Origin of the sequence: Polaribacter sp. Z022, assembly GCF_023555495.1 — a bacterium.
In the GTDB taxonomy this organism is placed as follows: domain Bacteria; phylum Bacteroidota; class Bacteroidia; order Flavobacteriales; family Flavobacteriaceae; genus Polaribacter.
On the sequence record NZ_JALCZO010000001.1, the window covers coordinates 226,476 to 244,922 of the forward strand.

Below are 18,447 nucleotides of genomic sequence, written 5' to 3' on the forward strand. Positions count from 1 at the left end.
CGATTAAAAGTAAAATATGTTACACCAATTTACTCTTATATATATGTTAATTTTTAGCTTTCTTTTTATATCTATAAATTATATAAAATAATGCACCTATTAAAAGGTAAGGAAAAACCATTAAATAAGTAATTCCGTTATTTACACCTTCTGCCATAGAAACATCTCCATTTTCTACAACTGCTTTACACATTGCACATTGTGAAAACGTAACTTTAGAGGTTACAAACAACAACAAAACAATTAAAAAAATACGTTTTTTATGCATAATATGGAGATATCATTATATAAACTACAACACCAGTAATAGCAACATATAGCCATAAAGGAAATGTAAGTTTTGCTATTTTTTTATGTTGAGGAAAGTTACCCAATTTTGCTCTCATAAATGTTGTTAAAACAAAAGGGATAATTACAACAGATAAAACAATGTGTGTGATTAGAATAAAATAATAGATGTATTTTATAGCTCCTTCTCCACCAAATTTAGTAGAATCTGAAGTCATATGATAACCTATATATAAAAGTAAAAAAACTAAAGAACAACCAATTGCAAAAGTTGTAAGTTGCTCATGTAATTTTTTATTTCCTTTTTTTATTGCAATAACTGCAGCTATTAAAACAATAGCTGTTAATCCGTTTATTGTAGCATAAATTGGTGGTAAAAATGTTAAAGGTTCTACATTAAAACCAAGTTTTCTTAAATTAACACCAAATAGAGCAGCAACAGCTAAAGGTATTATTATAGATAAAGCTGTAATTATCTTTTTGTATTTTTTTTCTTGCGCTAAATTACTCATTCAACAAAATTTTAATATCTTCTTTTAATTCTTCTATTTGATCAGGAAAAGTTTGCTCTTTTAAAGCTCTATAATACATAATTGGGTTTCCAAATTTATCTTTTCTAGATCTTATATTTCCTTGTTTATCTATTAAAGCAAATAACCCTGAATGTTCAAAACCACTGTGATCTTCATCTCCTTTACCAACAAATAATTTAAAACCTTTGTTGGATAAAGCGTAAACTACTTCTTCTGGTTGACCTGTTAATAAATGCCAGTTTTTATGAGTTATACCATTAGTTTTGGCATAAGTTTTCATCACTTCTGGTGTATCAATTTCTGGAGTTATTGATATAGATGCAATTCCGAAGTTTAAATTGTCTTTAAATTCATTCTGGATGGTTAACATCTTTTTATTCATAATAGGACAAATAGTAGGACAAGTAGTAAAGAAAAATTCTACAACATAAACCTTTCCTTTAAAATCATTATTGGTAATAATTTTACCATTTTGATTTATAAATTCAAATGCAGGAACTTTATCAAATTTGTATAAACTACTTTTAACTTCTAATTTTTTATTTACTTTGTTTAACCTATTGTCTTTAATCAATTCATCTTTATCTACTCTACTATCTATGTTTCTAACAACATAAATACCAAATAAAAGAATAATAAAAGAAATACCTATGTAAGAATATTTTTTACTCATAACCCTACTTCTTTTCTGTCTGCTTTATTTTTGTTTTTATCTTTAAATGCTGCATAGTATTCATAATACAACACTAATACATCATCTTTTAATTTACCATTTAATACAGAAACAGAATTCATATTGTAACCAAATAGTTTTCCGTTTTTTGCATCTGCATCATTAATTCTACCTCTTAAATCGCCATTTTTATCTACTAAAAAAGCATTAGATGTATAAAGATTATTTAGAGTGTCTAAAGAATTAAAACTTGCATGTAATTTATTTATATCTTCTTTAGAAGCAGCAATAAAATTCCATTTAACCATATCAGTAAACGCACTAATATCTTTTTTTGTTTTCTTAGCTTCTTCTTCTTTTCCTTTAGGGTAAATAGCTAAAATTTGAAAATTATTATACTCTATAAATTTCTTATAAATTTTTTCGTTAAGATTAAAAAAACCTCCTTTGTTAGCTTCTATATCATTACCAAGAAAGCACACTATAGAAATGTTCCCTTTAAATGTTTTAGAAGAATCTATAAGAGAAATATCAACAACATTTTTAGTAACAACTGGTAGTTTTGTAAAATTATTTTTTCCTGTTGATAAAATTAAAAAACAGATTAAAGGAAAAATAAAAAGCAAGAATAATACAACTCTTTTTTTAGTAAGTTTCATCATTACAATGTATAAAAAAAGGTGGTTAAAACCACCTTTTAAATTTTTAAATTACCATTTTACTAGTGGCGCTAATGTGCTATGAAGATATTCTCCTTCAATTAATAGAAGCGTTACTAAGTAACAGATTAAGAAAACTGCTGTCCAAACAATAGAGCGTCTAAACCATTTTTTTTCTCCTTCTAAATGCATAAATGCCCAAGCAATATAATATGCTTTTACTAATGTTAAAATAATAAATATCCAGTTTAAAGGACTTGTTCCTAAAAAGCTAGTTAGGTGTAAACTATCTGGTTTAACAATACCTAAAGCAACTTCTACAGTAGTTAATACTGATAAAATACCTAGAACTATCCAAATTCTTTTTGTGTTTGATTCGTGTGCGTGTGCCATTTTAAATCTTATTTTATAATTATACTAAGTAGAAGAATGTAAATACAAATACCCAAACTAAATCTACAAAGTGCCAATATAATCCTACTTTTTCTACCATTTCATAATGTCCTCTACGTTCATAAGTACCTAGAATAACATTAAAGAAAATAATGATGTTTATAATAATTCCTGAGAATACGTGAAAACCATGGAAACCAGTAATAAAGAAAAAGAAATCTGCAAAAATTGTATTTCCATATTCATTTACTTCAAGGTTTGCACCTTCAACAACCAATTTTGTTTTAGCTAATTGTGCTAAACCTTCTTCTCTAGAAAGAATTGTTTTTTGTTTTGTTGCTGGATCTATAAGTTCTGTACGTACTAAAACATCTGAATTTGCTTTATATGAGTCTTGAATTTGAGCAATTGAATATTGAGATATTGTTGCTTCTTTTTCAAACCATAATCCATTTTCTCTTTGATGTTGTACTCTACCATCAGTTCTTTCTCCAACAACAAAATCAGATAAAGCAATTTGATGCCCATCTTTTACAAATTGTAAAATTTTACCATCAGTAGTTTTAACAGCACCATAAGAACCATTAATAAAGTTTTTCCACTCCCAAGCTTGAGAACCAACAAAAATAATTCCAAAAATAATTGTAGCAAACATATACCAAGCTACCTTTTTTTGTTTCATTTGATGACCTGCATCTACTGCCAAAACCATTGTTACAGAAGATACAATAAGAATAAATGTCATTAAAGCCACATAATACATAGGTGCATGTACACCATGTAACCCAGGAAAGTGCGTAAACACTTCATCTGCAATTGGCCATGAATCAATAAATTTAAATCGTGTTAAACCATAAGCTGCTAAAAATCCTGAAAAAGTTAAAGCATCAGAAACGATGAAAAACCACATCATCATTTTACCATAACTTGCTCCAAAAGGTTTTACTCCACCACCACTCCAAGTTTCTTTACCATCTGAAGGTATAGCAATATTTGCTCCCATATTATATTCTGTGTTATATTAGTTCTTAGTTAGTTCGCCAAAAATAACTATTTTTCATCACCTAATAAAATAGAAAAAGAAAAATAGATAAATCCATAGTATATCTACAAAGTGCCAAAAGATTGCTCCTAGTTCAAATCCTAGCATATCATTGGGTTTGTACTTGTTTTTAAAATGATTATAAATAACAACTAAAAGCACCAAAACACCTGCTAATAAGTGTAATACGTGCATAAATGTTATACCTATAATAAAAGATGTAGACACTGTACTTTCTGGTCCAGTAAAAAATAAACCAACACTTTTTAATTGATTAAAACCTACATATTGTTGCCAAATAAATCCTATTCCTAATAAAAAAGTTACTAATAGTAGTATTAAAGACAGTTGTCTTTTGTCATTTTTTAAGAATTTTTGCGATAAAAACAACGTAATACTGCTAGCTACAATAAAAAAAGTACTTACATAAAATGCTTGTGGTAAATCAAAAGAAACCCAATCATCTCTTTTCATACTTATTACATATGCACTTGTTAAACCTGCAAAAAACATAACCATACTTATCATGGAAATCCATAACATTGGTTTAGCTGATTTTTTCTTAGCTACTGATAATTCTTCTTGTAATATTTCTTCTTGTACCATTATTAATGTAAAAATTTATCAATTACATATACAACTTGTATTACTGTAATATATAAAACACTTGATAGCATAAGTTTTCTTGCATCAACGTTTTCTTCACTTTTATGTAATTTAATTCCAAAATATAACATATACACTCCTAATAGCGCTACAATTACTGCTGTTATAGGATGTATATAAAATGCACCAGATAATTTTAATACAGGTGCAATAGATACCAATATCATTATTATAGTGTAAAAAATAATCTGTTTTACTGCTCCTTTGTCTTTTTTTCCCATAGGTAGCAAATTAAAACCTGCTTTCATATATTCTTCATGTTGTAGCCAACCAATTGCCCAAAAATGCGGGAATTGCCAAAAAAACTGAATCATAAATAAGAAACCAGCTTCCATACCAAAATTATTAGTTGCAGCTACCCAACCTAACATAAAAGGAATTGCTCCTGGAATTGCACCAACAAAAACAGATAATGGAGTAACAGCTTTTAAAGGAGTATAAACACTTGTATATAAAAATATTGAAATTGCTCCAAATAAAGCTGTTTTAGGATTAATAGTATATAATATTGTTAAACCTAAAATTGTAAACACAATTGCTAAAGTTAATGCAACATTAACAGACATTCTACCAGTTGGCAAAGGTCTATTTTGTGTACGTTTCATTATTGCATCTGTATCTTTTTCTATAATTTGATTAAATGCATTTGATGCACCAACCATAAAAAAACCACCTATAGCTAATAATAAAAGAGTTACGTAATTTATTACATCTATAGCAAGCAAATATCCTGCTACAGAAGAAAAAACAACACTTAATGACAAGCCAACTTTAGTAAGTTGTTTAAAGTCAGAAATAATAGTTTGCATAGATATTTTATTGTCTGTATTAACTGCTGATTCCAAAATTTATAAAAAAATAGTTTGCAAAGGTATTTGATTATTATGACTTTACCATATTTTTTATTGGCTTTTGATTTAAATAAAAAAACCCACTCAATAAATTGAGTGGGAAAATTGCTATGAAAAAGAAAAAGTGTGGTTTACGAATAAACCACACTGCAAATATATATATAATATTTTTTCTTTTTGCAAAAAATTTTAAAAATCGAAATACCAATTAAATAAATCTGCTCTAACACCTACAGAAAACCAAACATTTGTACCTGAAGGAGAACTTGTTAAGGGTGTTTTAGAAGAAAAATCTCTAAAAGATAAACTTGCAAATAAATTAGTATTGTTGGATGGGTTTATTAAATAATTAGCTTGTATGTCTGCAATAAAGATGTTTGCTGTATTACCTTGTGTAAGTTCTATACCTGTATCTGCTAACCTGTTTTCGTAAGTTTGATAAATATCTCCACCATAACTTATAACCTGATCATTTAGGTCAAACCCTTTTTTTCCATAAATAATTTTTGCACTACCACTCCATCTATCTTTCTTGTATCTAGCAATTGCAATGGCTTCCCAAAAGTTTGCACCCCAAGAATGTCCTAAAGGTTGACTGTAGTTTCCGTAATTTAAAATTGGTGATTTATGTGCAAAAGTATAAGGGCGAGCTCTATTATATTCTAATTGTAATAATAGGTTTTCTACTTTAAAGGCATCAAAATATTTTGCTCCTAATTGATAGGCAAATTTATGTCTCCAATCACTCATATCTCCTAAATTTCCAAAAGAAAATTCATCAACCATAAATTGAGAGTATAAAGAAATGTTATCATTTAACTTATACTTACCTGTTAAACCAATAATTGCATTACCTGCATCTTCACCTCTATTAAACTCTAGAGATCTGTAAAAAATTATCGGATTTAAAAAACCTGCGTCTATTCCATTTTCTCCAGCAGAAATAGCTGTTTCAAAAAAACCTAAGTTTAATTTATCTGTAATATTTACACTTAAATAATGAGCTGCAACATATTTTCTAGCATGTTCATTTGGATCTGATACAGAACTTATTGAAGGTTCTGTGTTCCACATCCAAATATTGGTGTATTGAAATTTCCATAAATCTACTTTCATTTTTAGGTAAGTAGTAGGAGAAGAAACATCAGATAAAATAAATGACCTATAACCATCTCCAATAAAATTTTTACCATTCCCAAATTGAAATTGCATGTGTTTATTTGGTGTATAGGCTAAATAGGCTTCTGCAACAGGATAATCGTGAGAATCTGTTCTGTGTCCTTTAGATTTACCTCTTCCAGGAACTAAACCTTCAGAATTTTTAGGTTTAAAGTTTAAAGCAGGATTTGTAATATAACTATTTACATACTCTGCAAATCTACCTTGGCTTTCATAATATGTAGTAGAAAATGAAAAATTTTTCCCTATTTCTCCATTTACATTTACAATTCTAGAATTATTAAAAGTATAGGCTAGGTCTGAGTTATCTTTTCCTAATTGAACATCAAACAACATATCTACAGTAAACCAATAATCATCTTTTTTTACTTGCAATAAATGTTCGTTCCAAACTTTATTACCTAACCAAGTTCTTTTGTTTGGTTTTAAAAATTGCTTTTTATTCTCAGTCAAATCATAATGAGCACTAACTTCATTATATGTATAAGGTTTAGATGCTGTGTGTGTGCCTTTTGCTTTATGCAAAGCAAATTCATAATCTACATAGTTTTTATGTGTAAAAGGAATGTTTAATTTACTAGTATGTTCTAAAAATGTAGAGTCTGCAATTCTTGTTTTTTCTACAACATCAAAAAGACTTTCTTTTTTTACTTCTACAATTGTTGGATTAACTTCTGTATTAAAAGTTTCTTCTACAATTGGAAACTTTATAGGAAGCTCGAACTTCATTTCTATTGCATGATTATTATAAAAAGCTGGTGTAATTTTAGGAAAAACTTTAAATGCTCTTTTTACCTCTTCTCTAATTTCTCCATAAGGAGTATTTACATAAATTAACTTAAAATTACCCTCTGCAGTAACTGCAAAAATAGAATTTGCTGTACCAACAAAACCTTCGTTTTCTACAATAGCTGGTGTTTTAAATTCTGCAAAAAAATGTTTTTTTGCAGTTGCGTAAAAACAATCTTCTAAAGACTTAATTTCTGATCCTTTACAGACATCAAAAACAGGAAACCTTTCTTCTTGAGCCAATAATATTGATGGAAATAATAAAACTAAAAATATATATTTTTTTATCATCCTATAATTTTATAACAGTATTGTTTTTTAGTTGATATTTTTGATTGCTCTCTTTACAAATAGCAATTCCGTTTTTGTTAAACTCTAAAGTATGCCCATACTCACTTACCCAACCAATTTGTTTAGAAGGGTTACCAACAACAAGTGCATAAGGTAAAACTTCTTTTGTAACTACAGATCCTGCACCTATAAGTGCAAACTCTCCAATATTGTTACCACAAATTATAGTTGCATTTGCACCTATGCTAGCTCCTTTTTTTACAATAGTTTTTTGGTAGTTTGTATTTCTTTTTATGGCGCTTCTAGGGTTTATTACGTTTGTAAAAACCATAGATGGACCTAAAAACACATCATCTTCACAAATAACACCAGTGTAAATAGAAACATTATTTTGAACTTTTACGTTTTGTCCTAAAACCACTTCTGGAGAAACTACTACATTTTGACCAATATTACATTGATTACCAATTACACAATTAGACATTATATGACTAAAATGCCATATTTTAGTGTCTTTTCCTATACTGCAATTTGCATCTATTACAGCAGTTTCATGTGCAAAATATTCTGGCATAAATTAGTATCCTGAATTTGAGTTTTTTTCTTTATTTACAATTTCTTTAGATGATGATGTACCTATTCTATCTACACCTAATTCTACCATTTTTACAGCAGTTTCATAATCTCTTACACCTCCTGCAGCTTTTATTTTTAATGGTTTTGAGTTGTCTGCAATTAATTGCATAGTCTCAAATGTAGCTCCATTTGGTAAGTTATTTTCTGTTTTAAAAAAACCTGTTGAAGATTTTACAAAAACTTTACTTGCATTTTCTTCTCCAAATACTGTAAAAACAATGTTTTTAATTAATTGTGAAATTACAACTATTTCTTTATTTGTTAAGGCAGCAACTTCAATTATCCATTTTACAACTTTGTTGTTATCTAATGATAATTTAATTCCATTAGTTATTTCGTTTTTAACCAACTCAATTTCACCTCTTTTAAAAGCTTGGTAATTTACTACAAAATCTAACTCATCTACACCTAAATCTATTGCCTTTTGTGCTTCTTCTAATTTTTCTTCAGTTGTATAAGTACCTTCATGAAAACCAATTACAGTTCCTATAAGAATACTTTTATTTGCTTCTTGAAGCATTTTTTTTGCTAATGAAATATAATTAGCACGAATCATTATTAGTTTATAATCATACAAAATAGCTTCTTTAATTAATTCGATAACTTTTTGCTGATTTTCTTCTTCTGAAAGATTTGCTTGACTTGCTGTTTTTAAGTAAGTAGCATCTAAATATTGATTGATTTCCATATTACAAAAGTAAGGAATTCTAAAAAATTAATGATAAAAAAACCCAACCTTTTGGTTGGGTAAATTATTATTCTATTCTAAAAGAAATGGGTAAGTTATACCTAACTTTTACTGTTTTACTATTTTGTTTACCTGGTTTAAATTTTGGTAACTTTTTTATAATTCTATTTGCTTCTTTTTCTAGAGCTTTATATGCAGTTCTAATTTTAATATCTACAACTTCGCCTTTATCATCAATAACAAACTGTGTTTGTATTTTATGCTTACCAGAATGTAAACCTATTTCATTAGCTAATTCTATATCAAAATTACGTTGTACAAATTGTTTCATCTTTTTATCAAAACAACGTTTATTTTTTTCTTTTGATAAGTTTTCACATCCTTTAAAAACAGGTGCATCCTGAATATTAATAAAAGGAATATCCCCACCAAAATTACAATACTGAATCTCTTCTTCCTCTATAACTTCTTCAAAACTATCTAAATCTATAAAAGTAGGTTCTTCATTAGAAATATCTAAAATATTTTCTATACTATTATTATCCCCTTTTACAACCTCATCAGCAATAAAAGGTATTGGTTTTACAACTTTTACTTTAGGAATAACTTTAGGCTCTTTTGTAAAAAGAACTTCTGTACTTGGATCTATGTAAACAGTTTTGAGTTCTTCTGGGTAATTATGACTCATTACTGTTTTTTGAACGGTTTGGTGCTCTAGTGCAACATACACTATAAAGAGCACTAAGACTAACCCTAACTGCATAAAAATGTTAGAGAATTTTTCTAATTGTTTGGTTGGTAGTTTTTTTAAGTTTTTCATAATTAGAAAGTTTTTAAATGTTAAGACTTTGTTAAAACAAAGAGTATGCCATAAAAAAACTACAGTCTTATTTCTTTTTAAAAAACTTAAAAAACAATAAAACTAAAACGCTAAAACAGAGCAAGATAACCCAATATATTTGTTTGTTATCAGCCACTACAACAGGGGCAACATCACCAGAAACAATTAAACCTGCCCAATAATAGGGTTTTTTAAGCTTAAAGTTTGTTTCCTTTTTTAAATAGGCTTTTTTAGCTTCTTTAAGTGCTTCATTTTTTGTGAATCCTTTTGCAAGATTTGTATAAAAATGAATCATAATTTCTTTAGTAGAATTGTCTGGAATTTTCCATAAACTAGAAACTGTGGCTGGAATTCCAGAAAAACTAAAAGCTCTTTGTAAAGATACTGGAGAAAGATTATTATCTATAGTTCCACTTCCTGTATTGCATGCACTTAACACAGCTAAATTTGAATTTAATTTTAAACCATAAAGCTCTTCTAAATACAATTTATCTTCTTTAAAATCTGAAAACATAAAATAACTTAATTCTGGTTTTACATTATCTATTTTAGCATGCATTGCCAAATGTAATATTGATGCATTTTTAGAGTATTTAATAAAATTATTTTTAGATGCTTGCTTTGCAGAATACAATTTGCTTGGAAATAATGTTGCTATTTTTTCTGCTTCTTCATTAGCCCCTTTTAAACTAGATTTATAATTAGGTAAGAAAATTTTTAGCATAGAATTTTGTGCTCCTTTTTTTCTTGATTTAAAAAAATTAAATGAGATGCATAAGATATATTGTAACTTTCAATCAAATAACTTTTATTAGTATTCACTAAAGTTTCAAAAGGTAAATTGTGTAAAATTTGATCGGGAATAATATATAAATTTTGTGCAAAATTTAATTTGAATGGTACTAAAGTAGTGTATAAATAAGCCCCAATTTCTTTATTTTCTTGAATACTTTTTATAATTTTTAAATATTCTTTTACTGCTGTTTTAGCATCTTTTTTAAAGGTAATTTTCTTTAAAATTACTTCTAAATTTGTTATTTTAAACACATATAAGTCTTCTTCAAAAAACTTATATCTTAAAACAACATCTTCTTTTTTTAATATTGATTGAAATTCTGAAATAGAAAATTTTGAAAAAAGTGATGTTGCAATTTCTGGATGCTTTTTCTCTATTTTACTTCTGTATTCTACTATTTTTTTTTCTAAATCTATAATAAGAAGTGTGTCATTTTTTTTTCTGGCATCCACTATTTGACTTCTTATTTTTTGTTCGAAAGTAAAAAGTGAATCTGGTAAAAACGATTTGCTTAAAGTTCTGTTTTGAAGAAAATTTTTCCAAGCTAATTTGTTTTCAATATTTTCTATTTCAGTAATAATTTCATTAGTTTTTAAACTATGTACTTCTTTTGTTTTTAAAAGACCTCTAAAAGTAAGATTGTAATAGTCTTTAAGTTTCTCACTAAATTCTTCTTTTGAATAAACGTTTTTAAACTGAGTTAAGCCCATTAAATACATTTTAGAAGCAAATTCTTTAGCTTGTTCTTTTTTAGGAAAAGCTTCTAAAATCATGTCTGCAATTTCTACAAACAAACCTGTATGATTTAATGCAGAACTTGGCTTAAAATTGGTGAAGTCTTTATCTAGTTTTTGGTTTCCTTTATGAATAGACAAAATCATTTTACTAAAAGTTTCTAAAGCTTTATTAAAATCTTTTTGTCCTAAATAAACAATACCCCTTTGTGCTAAAAAAAAAGGAATTCTACTATCATCTTTAGATGCTAAAGAAAGAATTTCATTGTTTTTTAACAACGCTTCTTTATAGTTTTTACTAAATCTTAACTTTTTTACTAAATTAAATTTAAATTGAATAACATATTCTGGATTGTTTTTTTTGTCCAGAACAAACAAGGCTTTTTCTAAATAATTACCAGCTTTAAAAAATGCTTCTTTTAAGTTAAATTTTTCTCTATGGTTTAAATAAAAATCGCCAACTAAATTTAAAGAAACAGCATACATTAAAGTTTCTTTGGTATTAAATTGTTTCTGATTTCTAATTTTTTGAAGTTTAGTTAAACTAGAAATTAGTTTTTTTTCATTTCCTTGAGCTGCATATAAAACAACAGATTTATACAATAACAAAACATCTTTAGATGCTTGGTTTTTATCTACTTGTATGTGTTTTTTATGTTTTTCATACGTATCTAATCCTTTTTTTATATAATATTCTGCCTCATTAAAGTACCCATATCCAGTTGCAGAACTACTTACATCTGCATAAATAGAAATTAAATAATCGTAATTAGGGTTTTTTAATTTACTTAAAATAGCTTCAGCAGATTTTACAGAATTGTAAGAAATTAAATATTGCTCTGTATAATATTCTGAAAAAGCCCTATCAAAAAAAGCCATTCCTTTTAAGTTTTTTCCTTCATCATTATTTGTACTAAACTTAATAACATTGTTATAAGAAAAAATAGATTCTTTATACTTACCTAAACCATATAAAGAGTTTGCTTTTAAATAATGAATTTTGGTTTGTAATAAACTGTCTTTTGAGTTCTTAGCAACATTAAATGTTTGTGTATTTATGCTGTCTAATACTTTTTGGTAAGCTCCTTTATTATATAAATTATTTAAATAATCTATTAGTTTTTGGTTTTTATTTTGCTGAAAACCAAAAGAACATAAAGAATAAAAAAAGGTGATAAAAAATACTTTTTTAAGCAAAGGTTTATTTTAAGAAATTCATCTAAAAATAAACAAATATTTTTTAGCACCTTTCTTAAGAATTTTAATTTATGATGAACCTTTTAGATACAACTTGATTTTCGGTATTTGTTTTTATAAAATAAATACCTTTTGACAAATTAGATGTATTTATGGTAAGCGTAGAATTGTTAAAACCATTTTTAACTAAAACTTTTTTACCTAAAGTATTAAACACTTCAACTTTATTTAAACCAGAATTATTTAAAAGTTTAACTGTAACAATTGTTGATGCAGGGTTAGGGTATAAAACTAACTCGTTTTTAAATTCTAAAAACTTTTCTACAGATAACACACTTGTTTCTGCTGCTTTTAATGTAAATGTTCCTGTTTCAGATGTGTTTTGAGTTTTAGGTGCATTGGCCTCTAACCAAACTTTAAGGTAAAATGTTGTACCAACTGTTAAATTGTTTAAAGAAATTGCGGTTCCACATGCAATTGGAGCCAAACTACTACAAGATTGATAGATTGCAAATTTTAACTGCCCTCCAAAACCAGAACCTTCTATACTAAACTCTCCACTTTGTGGAACAATAACAGAAAACCAAACATCTGCAATAACATTGCCAACTGCACAAGAAGGATTGTTATTAGCATTTCCACTATTTAAGTTTCCTGGTGTTTGTTGTCCAAAAGTTAGCGGAATTGCATTTGAACAATCGTCATTAAATGGAATACAATCTAAACTAAAAGAACTCGTATTATCTATACTTAAAAGATTATTTGTTGCCCAGGTTACATCATCTACTTTAATACAAGTTAAATTAGGATTATTAACAGATGTAAATAAATTTATTTTTGAAGTGTTATCATTTTTAAGATTTAAACTTGTTAACTCGTTGTTTGAAATACTTAATTGCGTTAAATTTTTATTGTTTTGAATATCGAAATACTTTAATTTATTAGAAAAAGCATCTATACTAACCAATAAAGTATTTGAGTAAACATTTAAATTTACCAATTGATTTGTACTACAATTTAACACTTCTAAATTGGGGTTTTTACTTAAATCTAACTTTGTTAACTGATTATTAAAACACCATAATTTTGTTAGATCTGAAAAACCAGTAACATCTAAATCTATTAATAAATTAGCACCAACATGTAATTCTTTTAACTTTACATTGGTTTGTAAATTAATACTTGAAATTGAATTTGAAAATAAATTTAATTTCTCTAAATCTATATTATTTGATAAATTTATAATTGAAATTTGGTTATCGCTAGCATTTAAATCTATTAAAGAAGTAAATGCCTCAATACCTGTTAAATCTGAAATATTTTTATCAGAAACATCTAAAATAGTTAGAGCATTTATTTGATCTGTATTCACATATTTATCTCCTATAATTCCATTTCCTAAACCTAATGATTCTAAATAAGATTCAAAGTTTACATCTGGTATTAAAGTTCCTTCTCCACAAGTTTCAGAAAAGGTACTATTAGAATCTTTGGTCCAAACAATTGTATTTGTAGCACTATAATTTGCATTATCTACATTAATACATAACAATTTTGGGTTTTGTTGACTTTCAAAATTTGTAATATTTGTATTGTTACCGTTTTTAATATTTAAGGTTGATAAATCATTTAACCAACAAACAAGTTCCACTAAAACTATATTTTTTGATAAATCTAAACTTTTAATGATGTTGTCATTAATAATAAGTCTCTGTAGTTTTAAATTATTGGTAACATCTATTTCCGAAAGTTTATTTCTTGCAAGTCTTATTGTTTCTAATTCTAAATTTTTACTTACATCTATTGAGGTTAAATCATTTTCATTAACATCTAACAGCGTTAAAGAAGTAAAGTCTTCTATACCTGTTAAATCAGAAATATTACCTGCTCCAATACTTAAAGATATTACCCCAGATATATCTGAAGTTAAAACTTTTCCATTTAAAGAATTATCAGAATCTATATTTAAATCTATTAATGCTTGCTCAAAATTAGAATCTGGTATTGCAGTTGTTGGTCCTGTAGAATTATTTTCTAAAACTTTACCAAAATCTTTCCAAACATCTGTACCTCTATAAGCAGTATGTGTATTTGTTGGCACATGTAAATCTGCAGTAGCTAATGCAACGTTATCAAAAACATTGGCTGTTATTGCTAAAGGAGTAATCCAATTTACTTTTACTTGAGTTAAAGAAGTATTAGATAAAGCAAAATTATTAATTGTTGTAACTGTTTTAGGTATTTCTATTTCTGTTAATGCCAAACAATTGTCAAAAACATAAGAAGATAATGAAGATAGCGTGTTTGGCAAAGTTACATTTGATAACTTATAACATTTATGAAAAGCATAATCTGCAATTGTATGTACAGTATTAGGAATTACTATATCTGTTAATTTATAACATTCTTGAAAAGCTCTATTTTTAATTTCTTCTAATGAATTAGATAATGAAACTGTTTCTAATTTAATACATCTTTGAAAAGAACTTATTCCTACAGATGTAACAGAATTTCCCATAGTTACATTTGTTAAATTTCTACAATCTCTAAAAGCAAATAGTTCTATTTCTTCTACCAAATTAGGTATAACAATAGAAGTTAAACCACTAGCTTCAAATGAACTCTCGTTTATCTTCTCTAAAGAAGTTGGTAATGATATGCTAGTTAAACTTGTACAACTTTGAAAAGCTGAGTCTCCAATAAAATCTACACTATTTGACATACTAATACTTGCTAAATTTGAACAACTATTAAAAACATCATTTTGAATTATTGTTACAGAATCTGGTAAAGAAATACTTGTTAACCCACTATTAAAAAATAAATAATCTTTTAATATTTCTATAGAGCTAGGTAATGTAATTGTTGTTAAGTTAGTACAACCCCAAAAAACACTACTACCCATTTGAGTAATAGAATTTGGTAAATTTATAGTGGTTAAATTTGTACAATTTCTAAAAGTACTATTATAAATTGCTGATAAAGATTCTGGCAAAATAACTTCTACTAAAGATGAGCAGCCCCAAAAAGCATTTTCTCCAATTACATTTACTTCATTTGGTATCGTAATTTTTGTAATAGTAGTACATCCATTAAAAGCTCCAATTCCTATTTTAGAAACTGTATAAGAAATTCCATTATTTTCTACAGTACTTTGTAGGTTTAATTCTCCATTATAACAAGAATTCCCATCTACTTCTACAATTAAATTTGTTGAATCTGTAATTTTATAATTTACTCCATCAATTGTAAAATCTTGAGCATTTATAAACCCTATTGATATAAATAATGCTAATATTAAAGTAATTTTTGTTTTCATAGTTTTTATATTAGTGTTGTTGATTTTGTTAGTGCAAACGTTGTTATTATAATCTATTATTTGCTCATTTTTTATTTCTAATACTTGTAGAGATTACAAACACAAACAATAAATTAAGTGGTAGTTTTTTTTAAAAAGCAACTTATTTTAAATGCCCATTTTTTTATACTCAGAAGTGTTTATAGTTACATTTTTGTTTGAAACTTTAACAACCTTAATTGTCCAACTTTGCCCTTGATGATTTGAGTTTAATTCTAAAACAAAACCTTGTAAATAAGGATTGTTTAATTTCATACCCAACAATGGCATTTCTATATTTTGGATTGGAAATTCTTTTGTAACCCAAAAACTAGCAGAACCTTTAGAGTTTGTATAATTATAATCCACCCTATATTCTTCACAATTATATCCTAAAATAGATTTTGTTTTTCCTGTTTTTTTGTATTCAAAATCTTTACCATCAGGTAATTTATCAGACATATTGTACTGATTTCCCATTTGCTCTAAAGAAGTAGATTTTTTCATTTTCATACCAGCAACATTCATAAAAGCTGTTGATGATTTTGGTGTCATAACCATAGTTACAGAACCTTGACCTTGCATTTCTTTAGCAGCAACAGACATTCCATAAATATCAGGGTAATTACCTAACAGAAATTCCATTTCATATTTTTCATTTCTATTATCAGTAATTTCTACTTCAATACTTTTGTTAAATGAAAATGCTTTTGGAATGTTAATAGTAGGAGACAGTTTTTTATTGATATAACTTTTATCCGTTTTTGTAATAGAAGTATTGGTTGTAACATTCTTTTTTTCGTTTATAATTTTAGTAACTAAAAACTCAGGCTCAATTGTGCTAAAATTTCCTAAAACCATAGAAGTCCCTTTAGTTTTTGTATAACTACCGTCATTATTTTCAATTACAGAAGTAACTAACTCACCTTCTCCATTAAAACTAAAATCTACTTTTTTATCTTTCTGAATATTAATAGTTACAGCCCCTTTTTTTAAAGAATAAGTTTGATAGTTTTTAGTAACAGCTTTTGTAAAATTATCTTTAGATTTTGCTTTGTTTGGCAATGAAGGATCATAACTTAACTTTAATGTAGCTTCAGAAGGAATTAAAAATTTCCCCTTTTTATTGATTTCTTCAATACTGATTCCGTTTTTTAAAATCAACACATAACCATCATGAATATCTGCACTATGAGACCACCAAGATCCATTTAATTGAAACTTTTTTTCTTCTTTCATAATTTTTGTTCTTCCTAATTCATCAATGGTAACACTTCCAAATTTAGTGGTGTGAGAAATTGAAAAATCCCCATAATCTTTATTTTTATTTACAGGTAAAGCAACTTCTTTTTTCTTAGTTTTCTTTTTTCCGTTTAACAAACTATCAACAGTTTTATCTGCTTCATTTTCTATTTTATTTTCTACCTTTTGCTGTACTTTATTTTTTAGTTTTTTCCAAAACTGAGCGTTTGTAGGCGTTATAAAACAAATTGATAAAATTAAAAATGTGGTTAGAATTTTTTGGTTGGTTTTAAATATCATCTTTAAAGTATTTTTTCTTTAATGATTCTAAAACCTAAAGGTTAACATTTTTTTATTTATTTTTATTATTTGTTAACCTTTCACTTTTAAAAACATTAATGAGCGAACATCAACTAATCTTACTTTTAAAAGATTCTGATAAAGAAGTGCTTAAAATGTTGTACACAGAAAATAGAAATCCCTTTATAAATTTTGCAAGAAAATTTCAGATTTCTGAAGAGGACATTCTTGATGTATATCAAGATGCAATAATAGTACTACAAGAAAAAGCTATTAAAGGAGAATTAGAAAATTTAACCTGCTCTATAAGAACCTTTTTATTTGGTATTGGAAAATATATGTTGTTTGAAAAAGCTCGAAAACATAAAAAGAAATTACCTCTTTTTCCAGAAAAAAAAGAAGATTACAATTATCTAGAAATTTGTAATGATTTTTTTGAAATTGAAGAAGAACTAAATGAATTACAAGTGTTACTAAAAAATGCTTTTTCAACATTAGGTAAGAAGTGTAAGGAAGTTTTAACGCTATTTTATTATAGAGGTTATACCATTGATGAAATTTCAGAAACATTAAATTATGAAAATAAAAATGTAGCTAAAAGTCAGAAATCAAGATGTATAAAACAATTAAAAGAAAAGATTAAAAAGTAAAACTCATGGAAGAAAAAGAGTTTGATAAAAATCTAAAAAAAATAATTACTTCTCAAGAACGTAAACTCCAAAAAAAGTATTTACGCTCTGTAGAAGCATCTTTAATTAACACAAATAAAAGTAAAAAATTTAGCTGGTTAATAGCTGCTTCTATTGGTTTGTTTATAGGTTTAGGTAGTTATTTGTTTTTATTTAACAACTCTCTTTCTAACGAAGAAATTTACAACACCTACTTTTCTCCATATGCTAATGTTGTTGAGCCTATTGTAAGAGACAAAGTAAACCTATCAAAAAAAGCAGAAGCATTTAGTTTGTACGAAAGAGGAGAGTATAAAAAAGCAATTATAAGCTTTAATCTTTTAAGTGATAAAGATTCTATAAATACTGCAACTCTTAATTTTTACAAAGCGAATACCTACATAAAGTTAAATGAGTTTGAAAAAGCTAAAAAACTTTTTCATAAAGTTATAGAAAATAACAGTAAAGAATGGAAACAAGAAAGTATGTGGTATTTAGCTTTAATTGCTATAAAACTGAATAACATAGATACTGCTAAAACGCATTTACAAAACTTACAAAAACAAAATAAACAAGCTTTTAAAACTGAAGAAATAAAAACAATTTTAAGTAATCTTAAATAGATTTTATTAATGTAAAACCAA

The 18,447-nt window shown here is 26.7% G+C and carries 18 protein-coding genes; 2 read left to right on the top strand and 16 right to left on the bottom strand.

What is annotated here, in order from left to right:
* Positions 1-46 precede the first annotated feature (46 nt).
* The 16 genes from MPF13_RS00940 to MPF13_RS01010 all read right to left on the bottom strand — a co-directional run bounded on the left by MPF13_RS00940 (position 47) and on the right by MPF13_RS01010 (position 17,135).
* Complete coding sequence (locus MPF13_RS00940) at positions 47-268, bottom strand: CAMCR motif-containing small membrane protein (protein ID WP_249980366.1); 222 nt, start codon at positions 266-268, stop codon at positions 47-49.
* Complete coding sequence (locus MPF13_RS00945) at positions 261-800, bottom strand: DUF420 domain-containing protein (protein WP_249980367.1); 540 nt, start codon at positions 798-800, stop codon at positions 261-263. The genes MPF13_RS00940 and MPF13_RS00945 overlap by 8 nt, the downstream gene beginning before the upstream one ends.
* On the bottom strand, positions 793-1,494 hold the full coding sequence (locus MPF13_RS00950) for an SCO family protein (RefSeq protein ID WP_249980368.1): 702 nt from the start codon (positions 1,492-1,494) through the stop codon (positions 793-795). The genes MPF13_RS00945 and MPF13_RS00950 overlap by 8 nt, the downstream gene beginning before the upstream one ends.
* Positions 1,491-2,153: a hypothetical protein gene (locus MPF13_RS00955; RefSeq protein WP_249980369.1), complete on the bottom strand. Its 663-nt coding sequence runs from the start codon at positions 2,151-2,153 to the stop codon at positions 1,491-1,493. Before MPF13_RS00955 ends, MPF13_RS00950 begins: the two co-directional genes overlap by 4 nt.
* A 51-nt stretch (positions 2,154-2,204) precedes the next feature.
* Positions 2,205-2,546 carry a cytochrome C oxidase subunit IV family protein gene (locus tag MPF13_RS00960; protein WP_249980371.1) on the bottom strand — a complete coding sequence of 114 codons (342 nt, stop codon included), beginning with the start codon at positions 2,544-2,546 and terminating at the stop codon, positions 2,205-2,207.
* A 19-nt stretch (positions 2,547-2,565) separates the two neighbouring features.
* The gene (locus MPF13_RS00965) at positions 2,566-3,549 is read right to left on the bottom strand and encodes a cytochrome c oxidase subunit 3 (RefSeq protein WP_249980373.1); all 984 of its coding nucleotides are present in this window, start codon (positions 3,547-3,549) and stop codon (positions 2,566-2,568) included.
* Positions 3,550-3,606: 57 nt separating this feature from the next.
* Positions 3,607-4,194 carry a cytochrome c oxidase subunit 3 gene (locus tag MPF13_RS00970; RefSeq protein ID WP_249980375.1) on the bottom strand — a complete coding sequence of 196 codons (588 nt, stop codon included), beginning with the start codon at positions 4,192-4,194 and terminating at the stop codon, positions 3,607-3,609.
* Positions 4,195-4,196: 2 nt separating this feature from the next.
* Positions 4,197-5,063 (bottom strand): heme o synthase, encoded by an 867-nt coding sequence (cyoE, locus tag MPF13_RS00975; protein ID WP_502924063.1) that lies wholly within the window; start codon positions 5,061-5,063, stop codon positions 4,197-4,199.
* Between the two features lie 231 nt (positions 5,064-5,294).
* Positions 5,295-7,364 carry a gliding motility outer membrane protein RemB gene (gene remB, locus MPF13_RS00980; RefSeq protein WP_249980379.1) on the bottom strand — a complete coding sequence of 690 codons (2,070 nt, stop codon included), beginning with the start codon at positions 7,362-7,364 and terminating at the stop codon, positions 5,295-5,297.
* 1 nt (position 7,365) lies between these two features.
* On the bottom strand, positions 7,366-7,938 hold the full coding sequence (locus tag MPF13_RS00985; protein WP_249980381.1) for an acyltransferase: 573 nt from the start codon (positions 7,936-7,938) through the stop codon (positions 7,366-7,368).
* Positions 7,939-7,941: 3 nt separating this feature from the next.
* Positions 7,942-8,688, bottom strand: coding sequence for a deoxyribose-phosphate aldolase (deoC, locus tag MPF13_RS00990; RefSeq protein ID WP_249980383.1), 747 nt, complete (start codon positions 8,686-8,688; stop codon positions 7,942-7,944).
* 67 nt (positions 8,689-8,755) lie between these two features.
* Positions 8,756-9,508: an energy transducer TonB gene (locus MPF13_RS00995; RefSeq protein ID WP_249980384.1), complete on the bottom strand. Its 753-nt coding sequence runs from the start codon at positions 9,506-9,508 to the stop codon at positions 8,756-8,758.
* 67 nt (positions 9,509-9,575) lie between these two features.
* The gene (locus MPF13_RS15535; RefSeq protein ID WP_284041116.1) at positions 9,576-10,253 is read right to left on the bottom strand and encodes a CHAT domain-containing protein; all 678 of its coding nucleotides are present in this window, start codon (positions 10,251-10,253) and stop codon (positions 9,576-9,578) included.
* Positions 10,247-12,256, bottom strand: a complete 2,010-nt coding sequence (locus MPF13_RS15540; RefSeq protein WP_284041117.1) for a CHAT domain-containing protein — start codon at positions 12,254-12,256, stop codon at positions 10,247-10,249. Before MPF13_RS15540 ends, MPF13_RS15535 begins: the two co-directional genes overlap by 7 nt.
* Positions 12,257-12,320: 64 nt before the next feature.
* Positions 12,321-15,575, bottom strand: coding sequence for a leucine-rich repeat protein (locus tag MPF13_RS01005; RefSeq protein WP_249980385.1), 3,255 nt, complete (start codon positions 15,573-15,575; stop codon positions 12,321-12,323).
* A gap of 147 nt (positions 15,576-15,722) precedes the next feature.
* Complete coding sequence (locus MPF13_RS01010; RefSeq protein WP_249980386.1) at positions 15,723-17,135, bottom strand: DUF4412 domain-containing protein; 1,413 nt, start codon at positions 17,133-17,135, stop codon at positions 15,723-15,725.
* 98 nt (positions 17,136-17,233) lie between these two features.
* On the opposite strand from MPF13_RS01010, the gene MPF13_RS01015 reads away from it, so the two are divergent.
* Complete coding sequence (locus tag MPF13_RS01015; RefSeq protein ID WP_249980387.1) at positions 17,234-17,785, top strand: RNA polymerase sigma factor; 552 nt, start codon at positions 17,234-17,236, stop codon at positions 17,783-17,785.
* Between the two features lie 5 nt (positions 17,786-17,790).
* Positions 17,791-18,426 (top strand): tetratricopeptide repeat protein, encoded by a 636-nt coding sequence (locus tag MPF13_RS01020; protein WP_249980389.1) that lies wholly within the window; start codon positions 17,791-17,793, stop codon positions 18,424-18,426.
* Positions 18,427-18,447 lie beyond the last annotated feature (21 nt).

What these genes read in the sequence shown, in the direction of transcription:
- MPF13_RS00970 (WP_249980375.1), bottom strand. Translation starts at nt 4,194, where the DNA reads ATGGTACAAGAAGAAATATTACAAGAAGAATTATCAGTAGCTAAGAAA.
- MPF13_RS01005 (WP_249980385.1), bottom strand. Translation starts at nt 15,575, where the DNA reads ATGAAAACAAAAATTACTTTAATATTAGCATTATTTATATCAATAGGG.
- MPF13_RS00940 (WP_249980366.1), bottom strand. Translation starts at nt 268, where the DNA reads ATGCATAAAAAACGTATTTTTTTAATTGTTTTGTTGTTGTTTGTAACC.
- MPF13_RS00985 (WP_249980381.1), bottom strand. Translation starts at nt 7,938, where the DNA reads ATGCCAGAATATTTTGCACATGAAACTGCTGTAATAGATGCAAATTGC.
- MPF13_RS00945 (WP_249980367.1), bottom strand. Translation starts at nt 800, where the DNA reads ATGAGTAATTTAGCGCAAGAAAAAAAATACAAAAAGATAATTACAGCT.
- MPF13_RS01010 (WP_249980386.1), bottom strand. Translation starts at nt 17,135, where the DNA reads ATGATATTTAAAACCAACCAAAAAATTCTAACCACATTTTTAATTTTA.
- cyoE (WP_502924063.1), bottom strand. Translation starts at nt 5,063, where the DNA reads ATGCAAACTATTATTTCTGACTTTAAACAACTTACTAAAGTTGGCTTG.
- remB (WP_249980379.1), bottom strand. Translation starts at nt 7,364, where the DNA reads ATGATAAAAAAATATATATTTTTAGTTTTATTATTTCCATCAATATTA.
- MPF13_RS00950 (WP_249980368.1), bottom strand. Translation starts at nt 1,494, where the DNA reads ATGAGTAAAAAATATTCTTACATAGGTATTTCTTTTATTATTCTTTTA.
- MPF13_RS00960 (WP_249980371.1), bottom strand. Translation starts at nt 2,546, where the DNA reads ATGGCACACGCACACGAATCAAACACAAAAAGAATTTGGATAGTTCTA.
- MPF13_RS00995 (WP_249980384.1), bottom strand. Translation starts at nt 9,508, where the DNA reads ATGAAAAACTTAAAAAAACTACCAACCAAACAATTAGAAAAATTCTCT.
- deoC (WP_249980383.1), bottom strand. Translation starts at nt 8,688, where the DNA reads ATGGAAATCAATCAATATTTAGATGCTACTTACTTAAAAACAGCAAGT.
- MPF13_RS01015 (WP_249980387.1), top strand. Translation starts at nt 17,234, where the DNA reads ATGAGCGAACATCAACTAATCTTACTTTTAAAAGATTCTGATAAAGAA.
- MPF13_RS00965 (WP_249980373.1), bottom strand. Translation starts at nt 3,549, where the DNA reads ATGGGAGCAAATATTGCTATACCTTCAGATGGTAAAGAAACTTGGAGT.
- MPF13_RS01020 (WP_249980389.1), top strand. Translation starts at nt 17,791, where the DNA reads ATGGAAGAAAAAGAGTTTGATAAAAATCTAAAAAAAATAATTACTTCT.
- MPF13_RS15535 (WP_284041116.1), bottom strand. Translation starts at nt 10,253, where the DNA reads ATGCTAAAAATTTTCTTACCTAATTATAAATCTAGTTTAAAAGGGGCT.
- MPF13_RS00955 (WP_249980369.1), bottom strand. Translation starts at nt 2,153, where the DNA reads ATGAAACTTACTAAAAAAAGAGTTGTATTATTCTTGCTTTTTATTTTT.